This window comes from Megalodesulfovibrio paquesii, assembly GCF_054653055.1.
In genome coordinates this window covers 690,419-713,322 of the sequence record NZ_BAAIGQ010000004.1, presented here as the reverse complement: position 1 = coordinate 713,322, position 22,904 = coordinate 690,419, and the positions used below count along the sequence as shown (strand labels likewise).

At 62.1% G+C, this 22,904-nt stretch carries 24 protein-coding genes; 13 read left to right on the top strand and 11 right to left on the bottom strand.

Translation table 11 applies throughout. The annotated features are described in order from the left end of the window. The first annotated feature begins 207 nt into the window (after positions 1–207). The 6 genes from ACYQ00_RS05780 (at position 208) to ACYQ00_RS05755 (ending at position 4,994) form a co-directional block, all read left to right on the top strand. Positions 208–669 (top strand): hypothetical protein, encoded by a 462-nt coding sequence (locus ACYQ00_RS05780; RefSeq protein WP_460031214.1) that lies wholly within the window; start codon positions 208–210, stop codon positions 667–669. Between the two features lie 9 nt (positions 670–678). Then, a complete protein-coding gene (gene coaBC, locus ACYQ00_RS05775) occupies positions 679–1,917 on the top strand; it encodes a bifunctional phosphopantothenoylcysteine decarboxylase/phosphopantothenate--cysteine ligase CoaBC (protein WP_460031213.1) in 1,239 nt (412 codons plus the stop codon). Positions 1,918–2,120: 203 nt separating this feature from the next. Beyond that, positions 2,121–2,687 (top strand): hypothetical protein, encoded by a 567-nt coding sequence (locus tag ACYQ00_RS05770; RefSeq protein ID WP_460031212.1) that lies wholly within the window; start codon positions 2,121–2,123, stop codon positions 2,685–2,687. 101 nt (positions 2,688–2,788) lie between these two features. Beyond that, complete coding sequence (locus tag ACYQ00_RS05765; protein WP_460031211.1) at positions 2,789–3,796, top strand: NAD-dependent epimerase; 1,008 nt, start codon at positions 2,789–2,791, stop codon at positions 3,794–3,796. Positions 3,797–3,878: 82 nt separating this feature from the next. Further along, complete coding sequence (locus ACYQ00_RS05760) at positions 3,879–4,169, top strand: GAK system XXXCH domain-containing protein (RefSeq protein ID WP_460031210.1); 291 nt, start codon at positions 3,879–3,881, stop codon at positions 4,167–4,169. A 57-nt stretch (positions 4,170–4,226) separates the two neighbouring features. After that, entirely contained in the window at positions 4,227–4,994 is a 768-nt protein-coding gene (locus ACYQ00_RS05755; RefSeq protein ID WP_460031209.1) for a ParA family protein, read from the top strand. A gap of 197 nt (positions 4,995–5,191) precedes the next feature. Here ACYQ00_RS05755 and ACYQ00_RS05750 read toward each other — a convergent pair whose 3' ends face one another. Continuing rightward, a complete protein-coding gene (locus ACYQ00_RS05750; RefSeq protein ID WP_460031208.1) occupies positions 5,192–5,605 on the bottom strand; it encodes a hypothetical protein in 414 nt (137 codons plus the stop codon). Between the two features lie 76 nt (positions 5,606–5,681). Between ACYQ00_RS05750 and ACYQ00_RS05745 the strand changes: the two genes are divergently transcribed. The 7 genes from ACYQ00_RS05745 (at position 5,682) to ACYQ00_RS05715 (ending at position 11,294) form a co-directional block, all read left to right on the top strand. Continuing rightward, entirely contained in the window at positions 5,682–6,611 is a 930-nt protein-coding gene (locus tag ACYQ00_RS05745; protein ID WP_460031207.1) for a ParB/RepB/Spo0J family partition protein, read from the top strand. Between the two features lies 1 nt (position 6,612). Next, positions 6,613–7,656 carry a D-glycero-beta-D-manno-heptose-7-phosphate kinase gene (rfaE1, locus tag ACYQ00_RS05740; RefSeq protein WP_460031206.1) on the top strand — a complete coding sequence of 348 codons (1,044 nt, stop codon included), beginning with the start codon at positions 6,613–6,615 and terminating at the stop codon, positions 7,654–7,656. Positions 7,657–7,723: 67 nt separating this feature from the next. Continuing rightward, positions 7,724–8,476, top strand: coding sequence for an MlaE family ABC transporter permease (locus tag ACYQ00_RS05735; protein ID WP_460031205.1), 753 nt, complete (start codon positions 7,724–7,726; stop codon positions 8,474–8,476). 3 nt (positions 8,477–8,479) lie between these two features. After that, positions 8,480–9,259, top strand: coding sequence for an ABC transporter ATP-binding protein (locus tag ACYQ00_RS05730; protein ID WP_460031204.1), 780 nt, complete (start codon positions 8,480–8,482; stop codon positions 9,257–9,259). Positions 9,260–9,310: 51 nt separating this feature from the next. Then, positions 9,311–10,243: an MlaD family protein gene (locus ACYQ00_RS05725; RefSeq protein ID WP_460031203.1), complete on the top strand. Its 933-nt coding sequence runs from the start codon at positions 9,311–9,313 to the stop codon at positions 10,241–10,243. Then, positions 10,240–10,890, top strand: a complete 651-nt coding sequence (locus ACYQ00_RS05720; protein ID WP_460031202.1) for a hypothetical protein — start codon at positions 10,240–10,242, stop codon at positions 10,888–10,890. Before ACYQ00_RS05725 ends, ACYQ00_RS05720 begins: the two co-directional genes overlap by 4 nt. Beyond that, positions 10,887–11,294, top strand: a complete 408-nt coding sequence (locus tag ACYQ00_RS05715) for a DnaJ family domain-containing protein (protein WP_460031201.1) — start codon at positions 10,887–10,889, stop codon at positions 11,292–11,294. Before ACYQ00_RS05720 ends, ACYQ00_RS05715 begins: the two co-directional genes overlap by 4 nt. A 54-nt stretch (positions 11,295–11,348) precedes the next feature. Here ACYQ00_RS05715 and ACYQ00_RS05710 read toward each other — a convergent pair whose 3' ends face one another. The 10 genes from ACYQ00_RS05710 to ACYQ00_RS05665 all read right to left on the bottom strand — a co-directional run bounded on the left by ACYQ00_RS05710 (position 11,349) and on the right by ACYQ00_RS05665 (position 22,755). Beyond that, a complete protein-coding gene (locus ACYQ00_RS05710) occupies positions 11,349–12,671 on the bottom strand; it encodes an RsmB/NOP family class I SAM-dependent RNA methyltransferase (protein WP_460031200.1) in 1,323 nt (440 codons plus the stop codon). 2 nt (positions 12,672–12,673) lie between these two features. Further along, on the bottom strand, positions 12,674–13,486 hold the full coding sequence (locus ACYQ00_RS05705) for a DUF116 domain-containing protein (protein WP_460031199.1): 813 nt from the start codon (positions 13,484–13,486) through the stop codon (positions 12,674–12,676). Between the two features lie 103 nt (positions 13,487–13,589). After that, complete coding sequence (fmt, locus tag ACYQ00_RS05700) at positions 13,590–14,588, bottom strand: methionyl-tRNA formyltransferase (RefSeq protein WP_460031198.1); 999 nt, start codon at positions 14,586–14,588, stop codon at positions 13,590–13,592. A 192-nt stretch (positions 14,589–14,780) separates the two neighbouring features. Next, positions 14,781–15,323 (bottom strand): peptide deformylase, encoded by a 543-nt coding sequence (gene def / locus ACYQ00_RS05695; RefSeq protein ID WP_460031197.1) that lies wholly within the window; start codon positions 15,321–15,323, stop codon positions 14,781–14,783. Positions 15,324–15,391: 68 nt separating this feature from the next. Next, positions 15,392–17,245 (bottom strand): aspartate--tRNA ligase, encoded by a 1,854-nt coding sequence (gene aspS / locus ACYQ00_RS05690; protein ID WP_460031196.1) that lies wholly within the window; start codon positions 17,243–17,245, stop codon positions 15,392–15,394. A 14-nt stretch (positions 17,246–17,259) separates the two neighbouring features. Further along, positions 17,260–18,513, bottom strand: coding sequence for a histidine--tRNA ligase (hisS, locus tag ACYQ00_RS05685; protein WP_460031195.1), 1,254 nt, complete (start codon positions 18,511–18,513; stop codon positions 17,260–17,262). Positions 18,514–18,576: 63 nt separating this feature from the next. Then, on the bottom strand, positions 18,577–19,344 hold the full coding sequence (locus ACYQ00_RS05680) for a class I SAM-dependent methyltransferase (protein ID WP_460031194.1): 768 nt from the start codon (positions 19,342–19,344) through the stop codon (positions 18,577–18,579). A gap of 66 nt (positions 19,345–19,410) precedes the next feature. Continuing rightward, positions 19,411–21,078, bottom strand: coding sequence for a dihydroxy-acid dehydratase (gene ilvD, locus ACYQ00_RS05675; RefSeq protein WP_460031193.1), 1,668 nt, complete (start codon positions 21,076–21,078; stop codon positions 19,411–19,413). Positions 21,079–21,097: 19 nt separating this feature from the next. Next, positions 21,098–22,003, bottom strand: coding sequence for a cell division protein FtsX (locus ACYQ00_RS05670; RefSeq protein ID WP_460031192.1), 906 nt, complete (start codon positions 22,001–22,003; stop codon positions 21,098–21,100). 65 nt (positions 22,004–22,068) lie between these two features. Beyond that, positions 22,069–22,755: a cell division ATP-binding protein FtsE gene (locus ACYQ00_RS05665; RefSeq protein WP_460031333.1), complete on the bottom strand. Its 687-nt coding sequence runs from the start codon at positions 22,753–22,755 to the stop codon at positions 22,069–22,071. Between the last annotated feature and the right edge of the window lie 149 nt (positions 22,756–22,904).

Genomic DNA, 22,904 nt, shown 5'->3' with positions numbered 1-22,904 from the left:
CTCGCGATGCATGCCGGGCGAGGTGCGATGGGCTGGCACTCAGGAGGCCAGCAGCCCCGCACCGCGGGGCATCCCTACAACGCCCGGGTACGCTGTGCGCACGCCCATAACGATGCCGCAGGAATAGGCTGCGAGGAAAGGTGTTTCATGAAAAAACGGTTGGTTGGATTGATGGTTGTTTTGGCCTTGGCAGCGGGAGGCTGTTCGTTGACGCAGGGCTCCGAGTCCAGCAGTCCTTCCGGCGCTTCGTCCGGCACCGCGGCTCCACCGCCCCCGCCTGCGGAAAATTACTATGACTTCAATGATGTTGCCGTACCCCAGGAAATGAAGCTGCAGCTTTCCGACAGCTTTATTCTGGAAACGCCCACCACCCGCACCGGGGTGATGGCCTTTTCCGGCAAGGTGGAAGCCAACTCCCTGCGGAATTATTACATCAACACCATGGTCAAGGATGGCTGGGCCATGCGCAGCGCCATCAAGAGCAATCGATCCATACTGCTCTTTGAAAAGCCGGGCAAGTACGCCGTAATCATCATTACTGACGGCACGTTGAAGACCGGTTTGGAAATCTGGGTGCTGCCGCAATCCGGCTCCATTGGCGACACGGGCTATGTCCCGTCCGGCGCTCCGGGCAGTGCTGTCTCTCAAGGCGTTACCCTCACCAATTAGGGGGGTTGCATGCTGGAAAAACTGGCTCCTCCGGTCTTTTTGGGCAAGCGGCTGCATCTTGGCATGTGCGGCAGTGTTGCCGGGTATAAGTTGCTGGATGTACTCCGGGCTTGGCGTAAGTGTGATGTGGCGGTAACTGCCACCATGACCGAGGCGGCCTGCAAGTTCATGACCCCCCTGGCCGTGCAATCCCTGGGCGCGGGGGTGGTGTTCACATCGCTTTTTGATGATCCGCGCGCACCGGACGAGTTTGGGCACCTGCACCCGCTGCATAATGCGCATGCCATGGTCATTGCGCCAGCCAGCGCCACCACGTTGGCCAGGCTGGCGCATGGCATGGCCGATGAAATCCTGTCCTGTCAGGCTCTGGCGTTCAATGGGCCCCTGGTGCTGGCTCCGGCCATGAACCCGGCCATGTGGTCTGCGCCGGCCACCCAGGCCAATTGGCAAACCCTGAAAGATCGTGGCTGCATTTGCATCGAACCCGACGATGGCGGCACGGCCTGCGGGGACGAAGGCAAGGGGCGACTTTGCAAGGTGGAAGATATTTTCCTGCAAGGGTTGCGGGCGTTGACCCCACAAGACATGCAGGGCGTGAATGTCCTTGTGACTCTTGGCCCCACGCGTGAGTTTTTCGACCCGGCCCGGTTCTGGAGCAATCCTTCCACAGGGTTGATGGGCTCCAGTCTGGTCACGGCGGCCTGGCTGCGCGGCGCAACGGTGCATGCCGTGTGCGGGCCGGGAGTTCCCGCGCTGCCTCCAGGAGTGGTGCGGTATGATGTTACCGCTGCGACGGAAATGCATGAGGCAGCCATGTCGGTTTTTCCCATGGCACAACTGACCATTTGCTCTGCCGCTGTTGCCGATTTTGCGCCGGCGCCCCACGGCCGGCACAAATTCAAGAAAGAATCCGCACCCTCCGCGCCATTTTCCATCGAATTCTCACGCAACCCCGATATTCTTGCCAGCATGGGCCAGCAAAAACGGGATGGGCAGATTCTGGTTGGATTCGCGGCCGAAACCGATGATATCATGGAGCAAGCGCAGTCCAAACTGGAACGGAAGAATGCCGATGCCCTGGTCGCCAACCGGATTGGAGTCTCTGAATCCGGGTTTGCTTCCTCCACCAATGCAGTTTATGTCATCGATCGACAGGGCAGGGCAGAGCAGTGGCCCGTATTGCCCAAACCCGAAGTGGCCTGGAGGTTGGTGGATTGGTTGTTGCCGGAGTTGCATCGCAGCGCATAGCGGTTTCTGGCATTGGCCATTTTTGGCTGGAATCAGGACTGACGCATCTTTTGTGCGAATCTCCTGATGCCGTCGTGGCGCATCTCTCCCCGCCAGTTCCCCCCCTGCAGACGCAGCCATCAGCGGGCGCGGTGACGCCTCGCCCGGCGGGCCAGGGTGCTCCTGTTTCTGCCATGGCTCACCCACCCGGCGCACCGGATACCGTGAAGCTGCAGCAGACCGCTTCGGGAAGGTCTGCCGCAGTTCCGTCAAATAATTCTCTTTTGCTCTCCGCCGAAGGCTTTCCGTCACCCTGGGACCGCTGCTGGCAAAAAGTCAGCTCCAGCCGTTCGGCGGACATGCCGCCTCCGCACATGGTGTGGACCTATTTCAGCCTTGGCCGTGATCTGCTGGGCGACCCGCACCCCGGCCGGCGCATGGTGCTGCGCAACGTCCTGCAGGCGCTGGCATGGCCGGCTGGTTCAGTGGCCTTCTGGCCCCTGGCGGTTCCTGAAGCGGGGCGATATGCCATCAATATTCGCCTGTTCTGGCGGGGCTTGCGCTTGTTTGGCAGCAAGATCGTCTGTTGCTTTGGGGAAGACTGCAAGGCGGTGTTGTCCCGGGAACTGGCCACCCCGCTGGCGCCGGAGCAAACTGTGCTGCGATATCGCACAGGGCTCTTTCTCTTTCTTCCTGATCTTGATACGGCTACCAACATGGCAGCGCCGTCATTCGCCTCTCTTTGCGCCACCCTTCGCGAGCACGGCCCGCTTCGCGGCGGCGGTCGGTAGGGCAGTAGGCTTCAGCCCGGCAGGCCAGCCTCCGCTTGACGAGGTGAGTCGCGTTGCATAATGGTCGTACCCCTTGAGCGACCCAACGAATAGAGGTTTTCATGCGGATTTGTATCACTGGCGCAGCCGGCTTCATTGGCTACCATTTGTGCGAGCACTATGCCTCGCGCGGGGTGGACGTGATCGGCATAGACGTCATGAACGATTACTATGACGTCACCCTTAAGGAAGCGCGTCTGGCCAGGCTGGGCCGGCACGCCACATTTTCGTTTCACCGGGTTGATTTGGCGGATGCCCCCGCAGTGAGAGCAATTTTTGCGGAGGCCAAGATCACGCATGTGGTCAATCTGGCGGCCCAGGCCGGCGTGCGGTATAGTCTTGAGAACCCGGAAGCGTATATTTCCTCGAATATTGTCGGGTTCCACAATTTGCTGGAGTGCTGCCGAAAGTTTCCCGTGGAACACTTCGTCTACGCATCTTCCAGTTCTGTGTATGGCTTGAATACGGCCATGCCCTTTAGCGTCCATGATAATGTGGACCATCCCGTCAGTTTGTACGCGGCTTCCAAAAAGTCAAATGAATTGATGGCCCATGTGTACAGCCATCTGTATGGCATCTCCACCACCGGGCTTCGTTTCTTCACCGTGTACGGCCCCTGGGGCCGGCCGGATATGGCGCTGTTCCTGTTCACCAAGGCCATGCTTGCCGGCGAGGCCATCAAGGTATTCAACCAGGGACAGATGCAGCGGGATTTTACGTACATTGACGACATCATCGAAGGCGTGGTTCGCGTTGTGGCCCAGCCTGCGCAGCCAAACCGCGAATGGAACGGCCAACAGCCTGATCCTGGCACCAGCCCCGGCCCATACCGTATTTTCAACATCGGGAACAACAATTCCGTCAGTCTGATGGATTTCATTAAAACCCTTGAAGAGACGTTGGGCATCGAGGCCAGGAAGGAATTCTTGCCACTTCAGCCGGGCGACGTGCGGGCGACTTATGCGGATATAGCGGAACTGGAATCTGCAGTGGGCTTTCGGCCTTCCACACAACTTTCTGATGGCATCGCGGAATTTGTTCGCTGGTACATCGAATTTTACGGGCGCTAGCGGACGGCGCTCTTTACAGTCCCTGCGGCAATTTAGTAGACCTTTTTAAACCACCCCCACACTTACTCATGGAGAACATTCGATGCAATTCAAGGCATTAAAGCAGGAAATGGAGGCCTGTTTTGCCAGGATCAAGACCTCTGCCAGCAATGGCGAGCTTCCGGGAAAAGACGATATCAACGTCTTTGTGCGGTATACGCAAAAAATGCAGGCTATTGCGGCAGATGAATGGATGGAAGAATGCCTGGATTTTGTGCATATGGTGGAGCAGCTGGCGCATGCTGTCAAAAAAAATCAGGTGACGGATGCGATTATGCTTGTCGATTCTCTGGATGAAACCAGGAACAATTGCCATCTTCTTTTTTCCAAGTAGTGCAGGGCGACGTTTCCCGTGAAACACGCTGAAGACGCTTTTCAAGGCAGGTAGCCAGTGGCCAGAGTTATTGTTGTCGCCAACCAAAAAGGCGGGGTGGGGAAGACCACCACATCCATTAACCTGGCTGCGTCCCTGGCTGTTATGGAACGGCGGGTGTTGGTCATAGATTGCGACCCGCAGGCAAATGCCACCAGCGGATTGGGTGTGGAAGTGGAGCCGGATTCAGAAACTCTCTATTCTGTGTTCTTCGACCCTGCCCGGGCTGCGCAGGCCATTCATGAGACCACCTCGCCCTTTGTCTGGTGTCTGCCCTCCTGCAAGGATCTCGTGGGGGCGGAAATCGAGCTCATCGATAAAATGGGGCGGGAGTATTACCTCAAAGATGTTGTCAAAGTGGTGGAAGATGCCTTTGATTTCATCATCATCGACTGCCCCCCCTCCCTTGGACTGCTGACGCTCAACGCCCTGTGCGCGGCGAGGGAATTGCTTGTTCCGCTGCAGTGCGAGTATTTCGCCCTGGAAGGGATCGTCAATCTGCTGCAAACCTACGAACAGGTCAGGGCCAGACTCAACCCGGTCCTGGAGATCGTGGGGGTGCTGCTGACCATGTACGATGTGCGGAACAGACTGTCCCGGCAGGTGAAAAACGAGGTCCGCAAGTGCTTTCCGGACAAGCTCTTCGAAACCATTGTCCCCCGGAATGTCCGCTTGTCCGAGGCCCCCAGCTATGGGAAGACAATTCTTTCCTATGACATCAAGTCCAAAGGGGCGGAGGCGTACCTGAGCCTGGCCAAGGAAGTGGCCCTCCGCAAACCAGCCTAGGTTTGCCGATGGCAGGGCAGGGCAGGCTGGTTCGTCCTGGAGGGCAGGGCGAGGGGTTCCCAGACTTCGAAACGCGCCCAGGTTCTTCGCTCGCACACGTCCCCGTTCCGGCGCGTACCGATGCAGTACGCAGACAGCGCGGGAAACGGCGTGCGCCGGTACGGGAATTCGTCCCCACCCTTTTCCGGGGGCGAACCTCAGATGGCAGTGCGGCGCTCGGCGAACGGCTTGAATTCGAATTTGTACTTGTCCTTGAAGTGTCGCTTGAGGATCCGGGCCCGGCAATGCAGGCACTCGAAGTTTACCAGTCCGGAGAACGTGGCGGCCTTGAGTTTGAATTTTCTGGGCTCGTCGGCCATCCAGTCGTCTGTGGCCACGCCGCAGTTCCCGCAGGTGACCACACGATCCGGCGGATAGGCAAAGTCCCAATATTGCAACAAGGTCTCCCAGTCCTTCAGCGGCTCAGCCGGTTCCGGCTCTTCCGGCTCGGTGATGGCATGAATCATGGGCAGCACTTCACGCTTGATGCGCTCCCACACATCCTGGCGAATGACTGTGCCGTAGGCTTCGTCCTTGGTATCGCGCAGTGTCAGCACCGGGGGCAGTTCCATAAGTCGATCTCCTGTGGAAACTCGTTGAAATATTGCTCAATACGTGGTGAAGTCATTTTGTCAAGGAGAAGGAAGTATGGCAGCTTTGCAACGTGGTCTCGGCAAAGGGCTGGACGCTCTGTTGCGCAGCACCTCCGACAGCGCTGGGGACAGCGGCGAAGTGCGCCAGCTGGCTGTGGATTCCATTGCGCCCAACCCCAACCAGCCCCGGCGCGATTTCCCGGCCGCTTCGCTTCGCGAGCTGGCAGATTCCATTGCCACGCAGGGGGTCATTCAGCCCATTCTGGTGCGCAAATCGCCGGCCGGCGCGGAAAAACCATACGAACTGGTGGCAGGGGAACGTCGGCTTCGGGCCTCACAGCTCGCCGGCAAAACGCACATTCCTGCCCAGGTCAAACTCATTGACGATGATACCAGCCTCATAATCGCCATTATCGAAAACCTCCAGCGGGAAGATTTGAACCCCCTGGACGAGGCGCTCGGGTTTCAGCAGTTGCAGGATCGTCTCCAGTTAAGCCAGGAGGCCCTGGCGCGCAAGGTCGGCAAAAGCCGGCCCGCAGTGGCAAACGCCTTGCGGCTGCTGCAATTGCCAGATTCCATTCAGATCTTGGTGCGAACGGGTTCGCTTTCCGCCGGGCACGGGCGGTCCCTGCTGGGCCTGGAGGACACCTCGGCACAGCAGGAACTGGTCGAGCGCATCATGCAGGAGGAGCTGTCCGTTCGGGAAGTTGAAGCGCTGGTCGCCTGGTTCAAGGAGCATGGCAGCTGGCCTGAAGGGCAGGGCGACCTGCGCCCGGTTCGCCGCACGCCCTCAAAAGCAACGCGGGAGCGCGATGCAGCCCTGGTGCACCTGCACGACCGGCTCAAACTGAATTTTGCCTGCAAGGTGGCTGTCCGCGGCAGTGCGGAGAAAGGGCAAATCGTGCTCTCGTATGCTACCGCAGAGGAGCTCCGGGCCCTGGCGCAGCAGCTTGGGCTGGAAGACACGCAGACGCAGGAGGCCTGACGTGACGACGACCGGTTCCATGCAATCCCGGCTGGCGGACATGGTGGGTGCCCTGTCCGGCGCCAGAGTGCTGGTGGTGGGCGATACCATGCTGGACCATTATCTGGTGGGCACGGTCAATCGGATCTCTCCTGAGGCCCCTGTGCCAGTGCTCAAGGTATCCTCGGAGCACCTGATGCTCGGGGGCGCCGGCAACGTGGCCACCAATATCCTGCGCCTCGGCGGAAATCCGTATCTCGTCAGTGTAAGCGGTGACGATGACAATGCCCAGAATCTGGACGCGTTGATACGGCACGAACGCGTGGAGGCAACCATCATCCGCGCGGAAGATCGGCCGACCACCATCAAGACACGCATGCTGGCCCAGAATCAGCAAATGCTGCGGGTGGACAAGGAGTTCGAAGGCAGTGTTGATTCGGCGGCCCTGGACCTGCTGATGGAAACACTTGAGGAAGTTCTCCCGCAGCACGAAGTGGTCGTCATCTCTGATTATGGCAAAGGGGTGATCAACGCGGCCTTTCTGGAGCGGTTCCGCGCGCTTTGCGCTGCGCAGGCCAAGCCACCCAAGGTGCTGGTGGATCCCAAAATTAAGAATTTTGCCCTGTACCAGAACGCCTTCTGCATCACACCCAATACGTCAGAAGCCCGGCAGGCCTCCGGCATGCACGAATTTGGCTCCCGGCATGATATTCTTCTTGGCGGATTGGCGATCTTCAAAAAATGCAAATGCGAGCATCTGTTGATCACCCTGGGCCCCAACGGTATGGCCCTGTTCGAATCACCAGGCGAGGTGCTGCACATCCCCACAGTGGCGCGGCGGGTGTATGATGTGACAGGCGCAGGGGATACAGTCATCGCTGTGCTGGCAACCGCCCTGGCCGCGGGCTTGCCTTTCAAGGATTCGGCCGTGCTGGCCAACTACGCGGCCGGGGTGGTGGTTGGCGAGGTTGGCGCTGCTGCGTGCTCGCAAGAAGAGCTGCAACGGGCAATCCTTCGTTTGCCAGAGCCGCACATCTCGCCATGGCTTTCAGAAGAAAAAGGATAAGGTGATTGTTTCACGGGAAACAGGCACTGCCGGGTGGGCATGAAGCGCTCGAAAAGAGAGGGTGGGCATGCAGGGTGAGTTTGCCACGCTGGTGTGGCTGATTAACTCCATTTACGCCTGTGCACTGGGGGGGCGTCGGAAGAGCCGGGATTTTTACCGCTGGCAAATCTGGCGGCATCTGGTTGCAGTGGGGACAGGCTCCATCCCCATCGTCTCCGTCATTGCCGCGTGCGTGGGAATCATCCTCGCCCTGCAGTCCGCGGCGCAGCTGGAACGCTTTGGGGCAACAAGCTATGTGGCCAACCTCGTGGGGGTGATCATCACCACCGAGCTTGGCCCGCTGCTGACTGCGGTCATCGCCACGGGGCGTTCCGGGGCGGCCTTTACTGCAGAAATTGCCACCATGAAGATTTCCGAAGAGATTGACGCCCTTCACGTCATGGGCGTCGATCCGGTGCGCTTTCTCGTCTGGCCAAAGCTCATCGCCATGCTGATCATGATGCCTGTGCTCACCGTCTGGGCAGATTTCGTGGGCATCCTGTGTGCCGGGATCTTCTCGGACATGGCGTTGGGCCTGCGCGCGGCAGACTACTTCAACCAGACGGCGAATTTCCTGACCCTGCGCGATTTCTTCTCCGGGGTGGTCAAGAGCGTCGGCTTTGGCATGACCATCACCATCGTCTGCTGCTGGCAGGGGTTCATGGCTTTTGCCGGCGCGGCGGATGTCGGCCTGCGAACGACCAAGGCTGTGGTCCAGTCCATTTTTATCATCATTCTGCTGGACCTGTATTTTACCGCGCTCAATTATATGTATCGGTAACCCATGCGAACTGTACCCCGCGCCCCGGAAATCATCATCAGGAATCTGACCATCGGCTGGCCGGGGCATGAAGTGCTTCGAGAGGCCGATCTCACCATCCCTGCGGGAAAAATCACGGTCATTCTGGGGGGCTCAGGTGATGGAAAATCCACGCTGCTGCGGCATATCCTTGGCCTCAATGATCCCATCCGGGGCACCATCAGCATTGATGGTCAGAACATTTTCGATCTGGACGAAATAGCCGGGCACGCCATGCGTGCAGAAATGGGCGTGCTCTTTCAGAACGGCGCCCTGCTTGGCTCGATGACCCTGGGCGAGAACGTGGCCATGCCCTTGCGGGAGCATACGGAGCTGGATGAGGAAACCATTGAGACCGTGGTGCGCATCAAGCTGAGCCTTGTTGGCCTGGAACGGTTTCTGGACTACTATCCCAACCAGCTCTCCGGGGGCATGCGAAAACGGGCCGGGTTGGCGCGGGCATTGGTATTGGATCCGCGAATACTGCTGTGCGATGAACCCTCCGCAGGGCTGGATCCCATCACCGCCGCCTCGTTGGATCAGTTGATTCTGGAGTTGCATGAAACCTTCAATATGACCATCGTGGTGGTGACCCATGATCTGGACAGCATGTTCACCATTGCGCAGCATGTGGTGGCCCTGCATGCCGGCCGGCTGGTGTTTCAAGGGTCACTGGATGCGTTGAAAGCGTCGGAGGATGCCTTTTTGCGGCAGTTTCTGGCCCGGCAACCCGCGGAACGTGTGCAGCCTGTGTTTGAATTCTGATGGTGCTGATTTTTGGGGGAGCATGATGCCACGCAGAGGCGAGGGAGGACGATGAAACCCAAGGAGCGCAGTACCGCGGATACCATCCGCGCCGTGGCCACCATTTTGCTCGGCCTGCTGGTGTTGGGAACGTTCATCGTGGCCCTGGGGGGCTTTCGATTCTGGGAGCGGCTGACCCAGTACTCGATCCTGTTTGATACCGTCCGGGATTTGAATGTCGGCCAGCCCGTCAAGCTGGATGGCATGAATATCGGACGGGTGGTCAGGATTGGCCCGTACCTGGAAGACCCGTCGTATGTGCAGGTGGACATCGGGGTCAGGGATCAGCTGCCCATTTACTCCAATTGCGTGGCCAGTATCAGCCAGAAAGGGCTGGTGGGCGATTACTACGTCCTGCTGACCCTGGAAGGCAACGCCGGCGAGGTGCTCGCTCCGGGATCGCGCATCGCCTCCAAACGCTCCGTGGGGTTTGCCGAGGTCGGGGCCATGATTGGCGAATTGGTCACCACCTTGCGGCCCAAGCTGGAGCGTATCGCCGCCGGAGTGGAACTGCTGCTGACCCCCGAAAACATCAGCAACGTCACCAACACCCTGGCCGATCTGGAAGCCCTGGTGGAGAGTGCCCAGCAAACCGTCGCCACCTTGCAACGGGAAATGGACGGCGTGGGGGCGCAGGCCAAGGAAACCCTGCGGCATGGGTCGGCCACGCTGGAGCAGGTCACCCTTTCCGTGCAGGCAGCCCAGGCCGATTTCTCCAACACCACCACAGAATTGCGGACCCAGGTGCGCGACCTGAGTGCCCGGTATGGCGCCCTGGCGACCCAGGTGCAGACCGATCTCGGGTATAATCAAGAGCAGCTGGCCCAGGTGCTGGATCAGGTCCAGCTGCTTTCAGAGGAGCTGACCATGCTCACCCAGGATGTGAAAGACCGGCCTTGGCAGCTGCTGCGCAGCCCCCGGGCCTTTCCGGAGCCAAGGCAATGAGGCGGGTAATCGCGCAGACTGGGCGACGTCTCGCGCCAGGAATCCTCGGGGTTGCCGCGCTCTGCCTTGCCGGCTGCCTTGGCCCCGGGCCGGTGGAGCGCTCGCTTCTGGTGCACGCCGGCTGCGAGCAGGCCGCGGTCAAACGGGCGGATGCGCTGATCGTGGCCGTGCAGCCCTTTGAGGCCCCGGCTGCCTTGGAGCGACGGGCCGTGGCCATCCGGGAAGATGGCGCCCTGCGCAGTGCCACCACCTGGTTTTGGGAAGACACGCCCCGCAAGGTGTTCACCCAGGCCGTGCTGGATCAGTTGGCGTGCAACGCCTCATGGAGCGTGCTCTGGCCGTATCGTCCCCGGGCCGGGCATATTGCCGTGCTGGGCGGGCGCATCGAGGATTTTAGCGTGGAGCTGCAAGAGGATGCCGTGGTGATGCATCTCTCGGTGCTTGTCGAACTCTGGGGCAGGGAGAAGGGGCCGCTGCTGGCGCGGCTTCCAGTGCATGCGACCGGGCGCAGCGCAGGCCGCACCCCTGGGGCGGCGGCTGAGGCGGCCAGTCTGGCTATGCAGGATGCCCTGGCAACGCTCTCCGGATTTCTGGAAACCATGCGCCCGCAGCTGCAGGCGGCGTCAACCCCCGGGGAGGCACCATGAACGAGGGCTGGGCGATCTTCCAGACCATTGCCGAGGAACGCATCCGCGCTGCCTACGAAGACGGTGGCTTTGCGGAGCTGCCGGGCAAGGGGCAGCCCATGCAGCTGGAAGACGATTCCCTTGTCCCGCCGGAAAACCGCATGGCCTGGAAGATTCTTAAAAACGCCGGCATGTGCCCACCGGAACTGGAGCTGGAAAAAGAGGCCTGCTCGCTGGCAGAGATGCTTTCGCACTGTCAGGACGAACAGGAGCGCTACAAGCAAATCAACAAGCTGCAATGCCTGGTGACGCGCATCAACATGCGCCGCAACCGCCCGGTGCAGCTGGATGGGGACGTGGAATACTACCAGAAAATCGTGGAACGGGTGCAGTTGGAATCCGCAAAACACAGCCGCTCGAAATAAGAACGCTGCTCGAAATATCCGCGGCCTGTTGCGGCAAGGCGCGTTTCCCGGCACTCAGGATTTTTCCAGCAGACTGCCAAAAAAGAACTCCCGGGCCAGCGAGGTGGGGGGCGTGGCGTAGCGGATCAGTTCCTTCGCGCCGGGCTGCTCACGCAACAACCGCTCTATCTGCCCTTCGTTTTCCGCATGCGTCAGGGTGCAGGTAATGTAGGCCAGCCTGCCGCCAGAAGGCAGCAGCGCCCAGCATTGCGCCAGTAACTGATGCTGAATCCTGGCCAGGGTTTCCACATCCTCCGCCCGCCGATGCCACTTGATATCCGGCCTCCTGGCCATGACCCCAAACCCGGTGCACGGCGCGTCCAGCAGGATGGTTCGGGGCGGCTCCCGAAACGGCGACGGTCCCGAGGCCGACAGAGCCAGCACGGGCGGAGCCGTCAGTCCCAGGCGGGCAGCATCCTCGCGAATGCCGCGCAGCCGGCCGCCATGGATGTCCGAAGCCCAGACCGGGGCCATGCCCGCTTCCACCAGCCACAGCGTTTTGCCGCCATGCCCGGCGCAGGCGTCCCAGACCGGGGTGGTCCACGTTTGCGGCTGCAATGCCGCCAACGCCGCCTGGCTGGCCACGCTCTGCCGGCTGGCCATGCCCTTTTCCAGGAGGGCCTGCACGTCAAGGTCATGATCTGGCTGCAGCATGACCCACGGCAGCTGCGCGTGCAAACAGGCATGCATGGAGGCAATGGAAGCAAACACGGCTTCGTGCCCAGGGTGCTGCCGGTTAAGCCGCAGGCCAAGCGGCGGCTCGGCCAGAAACGCTTCCATGTACTGCGCGGCCTGCTCGCGACCGAATTCGCGCTGCAGCAGCGTGACCATCCATGGAGGAAGGCTGTAGTATGCGGCAGCGGCATCCGTCGAGCTGTTCCCCTTGCGATAGGCTGCGAGATCCTGATGCGCAGGGCCGATCTCTGCCACCTTGCGCAGCACGGCGTTAGCCAGGCCGGCCAGCTGGGGGCCGGCCTGCGCCTTCATGGCGTTCACGGCCCAATTCAGGGTGGCGTAGGAGGGAATGCGGTGCAGAAACAACAGTTCAAAGGCCGCGACCTGGAGTATTCTGAGTCCGGCCGGGGGCACATTGCCTGGTTTGCGCAGAAACCGGCCTAGAATCGACGCAAGTCGCCCCAGATGTCGCAGGGTGCCATAGGACAGATTCGTGGCCAGGGCGCGATCTCTGGAGGACGTTTTCAAGACCGGGGTGGACGCCAACGCGACATCCAGGGATTCCTGCAATGGCCGTTGCTGGTCCAGCACCTCGGCCAGCACGCGCAGGGCGCATCGCCGCGCTTCGGGAACCGCGTGCGAAAGGGAAGCGGGTGTGGGCATGCTCATGCGCTCCTTGCAATGTCTGATGCCGGGGGCGCACAGTCCGGAGCTACCACCTGCTGCAGCACCGCGCGCACGGTGTTGATGTCCACGCGGGTATCCAGGCAGGGGCCGCAGGGGCGTTCATTGAGCACGCCATAGACAGGAATGGGGTAGGCGTCCTGAATGCCGCTGGCAAGATCGCGCTCACAAGCCACGGCAACAATCAGCTTCGGCCTGGTCTGTACCACAATCCGCCGGGCAATGGTCCCGCCCGTGGCAATGGCCATGCGCACCCCGAAGGCCTCCGACAACTCCAGCAGGCTGCAGATGGGGCAGCGTCCGCAACGGCGGCAGTTTCGCAGGGAGTAGGTCAGCCGGCGGGAACAGTCGCTGGCCTGCAGGCAATGCGGCAGCAGCAACAAAATCCGATCCGGCGGCAGCCGCGTCAGTTGTTGCGCCACCAGCTCGTTATTGACCTTGATGAATGAATTGCGGACCCGTTCCTTGGAAATGCCCAATACCATGCCGAGCACACTCATCAGCGGCAGCATGAACTTGATGGTAAGGCCACGCAGCTTGCGCGACAAAAACACCGGCCGCCGCAGCATGATGTGCAATACCAGGGAAAGCCAGCCCAGGACCACCAGGACAATCAGGCCCAGGGTAACGGTACCGGCAAGATAGGGCAACGCAGCGTGAATGTTGGCCAGGCCGATGGAAGGAACAATCCACAACAGCGCCAGACAGGTGATCACCAGCAGGCTGGTGCCGGTGATCAACCCCAGAAACAGGCGTTTGCGAGCGGCAGTGTCAGTATCGGGGTGCAGTTGCATGACGCGTCTGATGCCTGCTGGTGGCCGTTGCCATACTGATGCAGAAAGGCTCCTGCCTTCCTATACGGCAACGTGGGAAAGAAGCAAACCCGGACGGCACGAATCAGGCCGCGCCAAGAATCACAGCGTCGCCAGTGGAGCGGGAGAGGTAGCCATTGATGAAGGCGCGGGCATCCATGGAACAGCGGCCGGCCGGGCACAGGCTGGGCAGCAGATACGCGCTGTCCGCACAGGCCACAGCGAGTTGGTCGTCCGAAAGCCCAAGCACGGTGCCGGGCGCAACGGGGGCAACCAACGGCTCACCAATGATGCCAGGCGTGAGGGACAGTCGAACCGGCGCGGCGGTATCCTGCTCGGCTGGCTTCCAGAACGTGTAGGCTCCCGGCCAGGGGTGCATGGCCCGGATGCGGTTATGCACGGCAAGCGCAGGCTGGCTCCAGTCGATCAACCCCTCTTCCTTGCGCAGCTTGGCGGCGTACGTGGCGCGATCGGTGCTTTGCGGAATACGGGGCAGGGTGCCGGCGCACACCCGGTCCAGCGCCTTGACGATCAGGTTCCCGCCCATGACAGCCAGCTCGTCATGAATGGTTGCCGCGGTGTCGTGGTAGCCGATGACCAGCGTCTGCTGGATGCAGATATCGCCAGTGTCCAGACCGGCGTCCATCTGCATGATGGTAATGCCCGTGGCATGCTCGCCATCCAGAATGGCCCGTTGGATTGGGGCCGCGCCGCGATACTTGGGCAGCAGGGAGGCATGCACGTTCAGGCAGCCGTGCCTGGGGGCGTCCAGCACGGCCTGGGGCAGAATCAGGCCGTATGCGGCAACCACAGCCACATCAGGCTGCAGATCCGTGAACAGGCGCAGGTTCTCCTCGCCCTTGAGCGACACGGGTTGAAACACCGGCACCCCGCGCGCCAGGGCCAGCTGCTTCACTTCCGGTGGCCGCAGCTTGCCGCCGCGGCCCGCCGGGCGGTCGGGCTGGGTGAACACGCCAACCACCTCGCCACCGGGCCAGCCAAGCAAGGCTTCCAGCACCGTGGCCGCAAAGCCGGGCGTGCCCATGAACACGATCCGCAGCGGCGTGGCAGAATTGTCTGGCATGTGCACCGTTCCCCTTCTGCTAGTGTGATGTCTACGAAATAAGGCGATAAGAATGTCACCAGATTTCGTGGAAGATCGTCAGCCGAAATGTGCGGATTTCGGCTGACTCACGGAGCATGCTGCTCCGGGGCCGCTGCGCCAGCGGCCCAGTGTTGCGTCTATTCTGTATGGATCACTTTAGAGGACGCAACACTAAGCCCGCCGGTTGCGTTTGGCGATTTTGCGTTCGTACATGCTGCGTTTGAGCCGGCCGACCTTGTCGAGCAGGACCACGCCGCGCAGATGGTCTATTTCATGCTGCAGGCAAATGGCCAGGATGCCATCGGCATCAATGGTGACCGGATTTCCTTCCAGATCCTGGCCGGTCACCCGAACAGTTTCCGCGCGTTCCACATTGGCTCTGAACTGCGGCAGGGAAAGGCAGCCTTCATCGCTGTCCACACAGCCTTCGGCCTGCTCGATGACCGGATTGACCAGGGTAATAAGCTGTTCCCGGCGGTCAGGGCCGGACACATCCACCACAATCAGCCGGATGCCATGCCCGACCTGCGGCGCAGCCAGGCCGATGCCCTGGCTGGCATACATGGTGGCCACCATGTCCCGGGCCAGATCGCGCAGTTCGGGCGTGATTTCTCCAATGGTCCGGCACTCGCCGCCCAATACGGGATCCGGCCAGGTGCACAGGGGCAGCACATTGCCGTCCAGGGGGGGAAGAATCGGAGTATCTGTTTCCATGCCGTCCTAGCTAACCACGGTTTGTCAGGGAAGCAAGTTGCAGAGTAGAAAACACCAGCCACATGGGCCTAGGCCTTGGCGGATTCGCGCAGTTTGAGGCCCAGATCGCGCAGCTGCCGGGCCGAAACGGCAGAGGGCGCCTCGGTCATGGGGCAGGTGCCCTTTTGCGTTTTGGGGAAGGCAATCACGTCGCGGATGGACGGCGCCTTGCACAGCAGCATGACGATGCGGTCCAGGCCAAAGGCGATGCCGCCATGGGGAGGCGCGCCGTGGTCCAGGGCCTCCAGCAGAAAGCCGAATTCCTCTTCAGCCTGCTCCGGGGTAAAGCCCAGGGCGGTAAACATGGCTTCCTGCATGGGCCGGGTATGGTTGCGGATGGAGCCGCCGCCAATCTCGTAGCCGTTCAGGACCATGTCATAGGCGCGGGCCTTGGCCGTGGCCGGTTCGCTGGTCATGGTGGCGGCGGAGGCGTCCTGCACCGAGGTGAAGGGATGGTGCCGGGCCACGTAGCGCTTTTCTTCCGGGTCGAACTCGAAGAGCGGGAAGTCCGTCACCCAGGTGAAGGCAAACGCATCCGGATCAATGAGGCCGAGCATGTCGCCCAGCCGGTTGCGCAGCTGACCCAGGGCGGTGTTGACCATATCGGCATCGCCTGCCTGGAAGAAGACCAGATCCCCCACCTGCATGTTCAGGGCGCTGGCCAGGCCGGCGCGTTCCTCGTCGGAGAGGAACTTGGCAAAGGGCGACTGCCACTCGTTCTCGCGCACCTTGATCCAGGCCAGCCCCTTGGCGCCGTAGATCTTCACGAACTCGGTCAGGTCGTCGATTTCCTTGCGGGTCATGGACTCGCCGCCGGGCACGCGCAGGCCCTTGACCAGGGCCGCCTGGGCAAAGACCTTGAACTGCGAGTTGCGCACCACCCCGGTCACGTCGGTCAGGGGCAGGTCAAAGCGCAGGTCCGGCTTGTCCAGGCCGTACTTGTCCATGGCGTCATCATAGGTCATGCGCGGCATGGGCAGGGGAATGTCCACACCCAGGGTGCGCTTGAAGATGGAGGCGATGAGCCCCTCGGCCATGCCCATGACCATCTCTTCGTTCACAAAGCTCATTTCGATATCGATCTGGGTGAACTCGGGCTGGCGGTCGGCGCGCAGGTCTTCATCGCGGAAGCATTTGACGATCTGAAAATAACGGTCCATGCCGGACATCATCAGCAGCTGTTTGAACAGCTGGGGCGACTGCGGCAGGGCGAAGAACTGGCCCTGGTTCAGGCGGGAGGGAACCAGGAAGTCCCGAGCGCCCTCAGGGGTGGACTTGGTCAGGACCGGGGTTTCGATTTCCAGGAAGCCGTCGTCGCACAGGTAGTCGCGCACGGCCTTGGCCGCCACGGAACGCAGCACCAGGTTGCGCCCCACGGAAGGCCGGCGCAAATCCAGATACCGATGCTGCAGACGCAGGGCGTCGGCCACATCCACCCGATCCTCAATGAGAAACGGCGGGGTACGGGAGGTGTTCAGCAGCTTCCAGTCCGATACCACCACTTCAATCTCGCCGGTATCCAGATTGGGATTGACCATGCCCTCGGGGCGGGGACGGACGGTGCCGCGGATGGCCAGGACGTATTCCGTACGCAGGATATGCGCGCGTTCGTGAGCCTCGGGGGCGGTGTCCGGCTCGAAGACCACCTGGGTCAGGCCGTAACGGTCCCGCAGATCAATGAAGATCAGCCCGCCGTGGTCGCGCCGGAACTGCACCCAGCCCATGAGGGTCACGGTGGTGCCGGAGTCGGCCTTGCGCAGGCCGTTGTTCTTGTGCGAGCGGACCCAGTCGCCCAGGGGCTGGATGTGCTGACGGTGTTGCTCCTGGATGGGAGCGGCCCCGGTGGTGGAAGTCGCGGTGGAAGTAAGCTGCTGTTCGTCCATGATTCTGTGCCGCCTTATGCGGTAAGGTGCCGGGCAAGCGCCGGGATGTCGTCCAGGGAAAGGGGAGTCTGCGTGCCGTCGTCGAGGTTCTTGCACTGGACCAGCCCCTGCGCCAGTTCATCGGGGCCAAGGATCAGGGCAAAGCGGGCGGCAATGCGATTGGCCGCACGCATCTGGCTCTTGAAGCTTTTGCCGGGTTCGCCCATGTCGCCGGGCAGGCCGGCATCGCGCAGGGTGCTGGCCAGCTCAAAGGCCCGGGGCAGGGCGCTGGCGTCGGGCAGGATCAGGCAGAAGGCCGGGCGTGCCTTGGCCGGAGCCTTGGCCAGCAGCGCCAGCCGCTCCATGCCGCAGGCAAAGCCAATGCCGGGTAGGTCAGGGCCGCCGAGCTGTTTGATCAGCCCGTCATACCGGCCGCCGCCAGCCACGGCCGCCTGGGCGCCGATATCGCCAGAGACGACCTCAAAGGTGGTCCGGGTGTAGTAATCCAGCCCGCGGACCAGCCGATGGTTGACCACCGGCGCAATGCCCACACCGCGCAGCAGCTCCAGCACCGTGGCAAAGTGCTCGCGGCAGGCCGGGCAGCCATGGTCGGCAATTTTGGGCGCGTGTTCCATGACGGCTTTGCAGCCGGTCGATTTGCAGTCCAGCAGTCGCAGCGGGTTCTTGTGCCGCCGCCGGGCGCAGTCCTCGCACAGGTCCGCGTCCGGGGTGTTGGCCAGGAAGTCCCGCAGGGCCTGCATGTAGGCCGGCCGACAGTCCGGACAGCCCAGGGAGTTCACTTCCAGGGAAAGCGTCGGCAGCTCCAGGGCCTGCAGAAACCGCCAGAGCATGGTGATGATTTCGGCGTCCACCCAGGGCGCGTCCAGCCCGAGGCATTCCACGTTGATCTGATGGAATTGCCGCATGCGGCCCTTTTGCGGCCGCTCGTAGCGGAACATGGGGCCAATGGTGAACAGGCGGGACACGGGCTCGCGCGTATGCAGGCCGGATTCGATAAACGCACGCATGACGCCGGCCGTGGCTTCGGGGCGCAGGGTCAGGGAACGGTCCTTGCGGTCCGGGAAGGTGTACATTTCCTTCTGGACCACGTCCGTCTCTTCCCCGATGGAACGCTGAAAGAGTTCCGTGCGCTCCAGAATGGGCGTGCGCAGTTCCTGGAAGCCGTGGCGGGCAAAAACGGCCCGGGCCGTTTCTTCCAGATGGCGAAACACGAGGCTTTCGGGTTCGAAGAGGTCAGCGAACCCTTTGATCTTGGTCAGTGGCTGCATGGTGGATATCCAAAGAGAAAATGCAATGAAAGAGCATCCGAATAGCCCAGCTGGCCGCGCATGTCAAAAGCCATGCGGCGTGGAATCCCGGGCGGCGGGCGTCTTGTGGGAAAAGGTGGCGCAGGAGGAAGTGCGCAGGACGGGCGCGAGCTTGTCCTTGGCCCGCTGCACCAGCGGCGTCATGCCGACAAAGGGATCCAGATCCAGGCGAATCACCTGCCACGCCCCAAACGGCAGCAGGCAGGGCCAGGAGTTGAGCATATTCCAGGGCGCGCGCTCCACCCAGCTGATGGGCGGCCCGAGCAGCACGGCCCGCTGGGCAAGGCGCCCCTTGCCCAACCCGCGCAGCCGGCGCAGCAGCGTCAGGCCGCACGCCGGCGCCGTGGGAGGAAAGGTGGAGGCCGCAGTCGGAAGATGCCTGGCCATGCCCGCGAAGGAGAGGGCATTGCAGCTCATGACAAGCACCCCGCGGGAGGCGATGCGGACGGCTTCGGCCAGATGCTCCCGGCTTGGGGAGGCGGCGGAAAAGACCACGAAATCAAATTCCCGGTCAGCAAAGGGCAAGTGATCGTAGGCCGCCTGATGCAGCTCCACGCGATCGCCCAGGCGCTCCCGGGCCGCAGCCAGCATGGCCGGCTGGGCATCCACGCCGGAGACATCGAACCCGGCCTGCCAGAAGACATCCAAAAAAACGCCAGGCCCGCAGCCGATCTCCACCAGACTGCGTCCGCGCCGGGGCCAGGCGGCAAGCATGCGCTCCAACAGCTGCAGCTGCCGGGCATGAAAAAACTGCCCTCGTGGCGAGGAAAACCAGTGCTGCCATTGGGACACGGTTGCTTGCATGGCGGTGGCACAGGCAGCCGGCGGCAGGGGGCCGCCGGCTGCGGGATCATGCGATTAATCCAGGACGGCGCCCTGGGCGGCAGAGGAGACCCGCGCCCGGTAGCGTCGCAGGAACGGGGAGTCCAGCGGTTTTTCCAGGGGGTTCCAGGTGGCGCGGCGGGCGTCCAGGGTCGCCTCGTCCACCAGCAGGTTGATGCTGCGGTTGGGCATGTCAATGCTGATCAGATCGCCCTCCTGCACCAGACCGATGGGACCGCCAGAGGCCGCTTCCGGCGACACATGGCCGATGGCCGCGCCGCGGGTACCACCGCTGAAGCGGCCGTCGGTGACCAGCGCCACCTCGCTGCCCAGACCCATGCCCACCAGGGTGGAAGTGGGGGTGAGCATCTCGCGCATGCCAGGGCCGCCGCGAGGGCCTTCATAGCGGATGACAATGACGTCGCCGGGTTTGATCTTGCCGCCCAGGATAGCCTGCACGCTCTCGTCCTCGGAATCAAAGACCCGGGCCGGGCCGGTATGCACGCGCATCTCCTCGGCCACGGCGCTCTGCTTCACGGCGCAGCCGTCCGGCGCCAGGGAGCCGTACAGGATGGCAATGCCGCCTTCCTGGGAATAGGGCGACTCAATGGGCCGGATGACCTGCGGGTCGAGATTCTCGGCCTTCAGCTCCATCAGGTTCTCGCCCAGGGTCTTGCCTGTGGCCGTGAGCACATCCAGGTGGATCAGGCCCTTTTTGGAAAGCTCGCTGATCACGGCCGGGATGCCGCCGGCGGCGTGCAGGTCCTGGATGTAATGATTGCCAGCCGGGGAGAGCTTGCACAGGTTGGGCGTCTTGCGGCTGACATCATTGAACACGCTCAGGGTCAGGGGCAGGCCGGCCTCGCGGAAAATGGCCGGCAGGTGCAGGACGGTGTTGGTGGAGCAGCCCAGGGCCATGTCGCAGGCCACGGCGTTGGCCACGGATTTGTCAGTGACGATATCCCGCGGGCGGATGTTCTTGGTAAAAAGCTCCATCACCTGCATGCCGGCCTTTTTGGCCAGCCGGATGCGCGCTGCCGTGGTGGCTGGGATGGTGCCGTTGCCGGGCAGTCCCAGGCCGATGGCCTCGGTGAGGCAGTTCATGGAATTGGCGGTGAACATGCCGGAGCAGGAACCACAGCCGGGGCAGGCGCTGGACTCCAGATCGGCCAGTTCGTCGTCGTTCATCTGCCCACGTTTGACCTTGCCCACGGCTTCGAACACGGTAATCAGGTCCGCCGAGGCCTTGGTCCGGGTCTGGCCGGCGAACATGGGCCCGCCGCTGACCACGATGGAAGGCAGATTGAGCCGCAGCATGGCCATGAGCATGCCGGGCACGACCTTGTCGCAGTTGGGGATGAACACCAGGGCGTCAAAGGGATGCGCCGTGGCCATGAGCTCAATGGAGTCCGCGGTCATTTCCCGGCTGGGCAGGCTCATGCGCATGCCTTCGTGGTGCATGGCCAGCCCGTCGCACACGGCGATGTTCGGGAACTCGATGGGCGTGCCCCCGGCCATGCGGATGCCGGCCTTGACGGCCTGGGCAATGGTATCCAGGTGCAGATGCCCGGGGACGATTTCGTTGGCGGCGTTGACCACGCCCACCAGGGGACGTTCAATCTCTTCACGGGTCAGGCCCAGGGCATAGAGCAGCGAGCGATGCGGCGCGCGCTCCAGACCCTTGGTCATGCGATGGCTGCGCATGGGTTCTCCTTCGAAAAACCTAGAATGAATTGGTGCGGCGAACCGCCAGCCAGCTGCCAAGAAGCCCCACGGCGGAAAGCGTCAGGGTCAGCATGGCCATGTAGGAAAACGGCAGGTACGAAAACTGAAAGAACAGCGGCGGAAAATTGAAAACATTCTTGAGCAGCAGTTGCATGATCTTGAGCAAAAACAGGGCGGTGATGCTGCCCAGCAGGCCCTGGGCCGCGCCGCCGGCCACAAAGGGCAGGCGGATGTACCATTCCCGCGCACCCACGATGCGCATGATCTCAATCTCCTCGGCCCGGGTCAGCAGGGAAAGCTTGATGGTGTTGCCCACCACCAGCCCCAGTACCAGGAGCAAAAAACAAATCAGGGGAATGATCACCCGGTCGGAAAGCGTGCCCCAGGCCCGGACCAGTTCCGTGCGCATGGGATTGTAGCGCACGGCGTCCACGCCGGGGAGCTGCTCAAGGTATTGTTTGGTTTCCTCAATCCAGCCCTGGCCGGCGTTTTCTTGAGCATCCAGACTGTCATTGCGGGAGAAGGACAACAGCGCCGTGGGGGGCAGGGGGTTTTTGTTCTTGATGAAGCGCAGATCCACCTCCTTGCCCAGGCGGCCGGACAAATCCTTCAAGGCCTGATCAGGAGTGAAGGTGACGATATCCTGAATGCCGGGCAGGGTCTTGAGATCATTCCACTGGGTCTGCACCTGCTCCATGGGCGCGTCGGCCTTCCAATAGAGCTGAAAGAGCACGTCCCCGCGCACGCGCAGCAGTTCCTGATCCAGATTGTGCAGCACCAGCAGGAACATGCCGCCCAGCAGGGCGATCAGCACCACGGCGGCAAAGGTCATGCCCTGAGCCCAGGGGTTGGTCCGCAGGTCCCGGACCCCCTTGACGATGAGCTGCAAAAACACGTCGATCATGCCTCGCTCCTGCCTGCCGCCGGCGTCCTGTGCTGCTCCGGCGCTCCGCCCGCGCACCGTCTGCGCTACTCCGGATGCACCACGCAGCCCGGCCAGTTGGCAGCCACGATTTTGCCGAAGGAAAGTTTGATCCGCTTGGCCCGCGGCTGATGGCGCAGCAGCTCCGGGCTGTGGGTGGCCAGAATGACGGTGGCCCCAAACGCATTGAAATGCGAAAATATTTCCATGAGCCGCAAGGAAAGCTCAGGGTCCAGGTTGCCTGTGGGCTCGTCGGCCATGATCACCTGCGGGTTGACCACAATGGCCCGGGCCACGGCCACGCGCTGCTGCTCCCCGCCGGAGAGCTCGCTGCAGAGCATGTCGGCCTTGCTTTCCAGCTGCAGGCTGCGCAGCACGGCCCGCACCCGACGCTCGATCTGGTCCCTGGGCATCATGCGCACCTGCAGGGCCAGGGCCACATTCTGGGCCACGGTGCGGTGGTGCATGATTTTGAAGTCCTGATACACAAAACTCACCTGCCGCCGCAGCAAGGGCAGGGTGGCGGGTGAGAGGGTGTTCAGGGTCACGCCGGCCACCTCTGCCCGGCCCCGGGCCACAGGCAGTGCGCCGAAAAGCAGCCGCAACAGCGAGGTCTTGCCCGCGCCGGAAGGGCCGGTGACGTACAGGAAGTCCCCTTTATCCAGCGTAAACGAGACATCCTTCACGGCCCAGTAAGACCCGAAGTTGAAGGAGATGTGCTGCAAGTCGATGATGGGCATGGTGGCGTGTGTGCGGCGTTTCTGCATGCAATGCGAAAAAAAGGAACCCGCCCAACTGTGCGCGACATTTGGTCACAGGTCAAGCCGCCATGCGTCACGGGGCAGCCTCCTGGCCGGAAGCTGCCCCGCTGGAGTAGCGTGGC

What these genes read in the sequence shown, in the direction of transcription:
- coaBC (WP_460031213.1), top strand. Translation starts at nt 679, where the DNA reads ATGCTGGAAAAACTGGCTCCTCCGGTCTTTTTGGGCAAGCGGCTGCAT.
- ACYQ00_RS05765 (WP_460031211.1), top strand. Translation starts at nt 2,789, where the DNA reads ATGCGGATTTGTATCACTGGCGCAGCCGGCTTCATTGGCTACCATTTG.
- ACYQ00_RS05760 (WP_460031210.1), top strand. Translation starts at nt 3,879, where the DNA reads ATGCAATTCAAGGCATTAAAGCAGGAAATGGAGGCCTGTTTTGCCAGG.
- ACYQ00_RS05750 (WP_460031208.1), bottom strand. Translation starts at nt 5,605, where the DNA reads ATGGAACTGCCCCCGGTGCTGACACTGCGCGATACCAAGGACGAAGCC.
- ACYQ00_RS05745 (WP_460031207.1), top strand. Translation starts at nt 5,682, where the DNA reads ATGGCAGCTTTGCAACGTGGTCTCGGCAAAGGGCTGGACGCTCTGTTG.
- ACYQ00_RS05735 (WP_460031205.1), top strand. Translation starts at nt 7,724, where the DNA reads ATGCAGGGTGAGTTTGCCACGCTGGTGTGGCTGATTAACTCCATTTAC.
- ACYQ00_RS05730 (WP_460031204.1), top strand. Translation starts at nt 8,480, where the DNA reads ATGCGAACTGTACCCCGCGCCCCGGAAATCATCATCAGGAATCTGACC.
- ACYQ00_RS05725 (WP_460031203.1), top strand. Translation starts at nt 9,311, where the DNA reads ATGAAACCCAAGGAGCGCAGTACCGCGGATACCATCCGCGCCGTGGCC.
- ACYQ00_RS05720 (WP_460031202.1), top strand. Translation starts at nt 10,240, where the DNA reads ATGAGGCGGGTAATCGCGCAGACTGGGCGACGTCTCGCGCCAGGAATC.
- ACYQ00_RS05715 (WP_460031201.1), top strand. Translation starts at nt 10,887, where the DNA reads ATGAACGAGGGCTGGGCGATCTTCCAGACCATTGCCGAGGAACGCATC.
- ACYQ00_RS05710 (WP_460031200.1), bottom strand. Translation starts at nt 12,671, where the DNA reads ATGCCCACACCCGCTTCCCTTTCGCACGCGGTTCCCGAAGCGCGGCGA.
- ACYQ00_RS05705 (WP_460031199.1), bottom strand. Translation starts at nt 13,486, where the DNA reads ATGCAACTGCACCCCGATACTGACACTGCCGCTCGCAAACGCCTGTTT.
- fmt (WP_460031198.1), bottom strand. Translation starts at nt 14,588, where the DNA reads ATGCCAGACAATTCTGCCACGCCGCTGCGGATCGTGTTCATGGGCACG.
- def (WP_460031197.1), bottom strand. Translation starts at nt 15,323, where the DNA reads ATGGAAACAGATACTCCGATTCTTCCCCCCCTGGACGGCAATGTGCTG.
- aspS (WP_460031196.1), bottom strand. Translation starts at nt 17,245, where the DNA reads ATGGACGAACAGCAGCTTACTTCCACCGCGACTTCCACCACCGGGGCC.
- hisS (WP_460031195.1), bottom strand. Translation starts at nt 18,513, where the DNA reads ATGCAGCCACTGACCAAGATCAAAGGGTTCGCTGACCTCTTCGAACCC.
- ilvD (WP_460031193.1), bottom strand. Translation starts at nt 21,078, where the DNA reads ATGCGCAGCCATCGCATGACCAAGGGTCTGGAGCGCGCGCCGCATCGC.
- ACYQ00_RS05670 (WP_460031192.1), bottom strand. Translation starts at nt 22,003, where the DNA reads ATGATCGACGTGTTTTTGCAGCTCATCGTCAAGGGGGTCCGGGACCTG.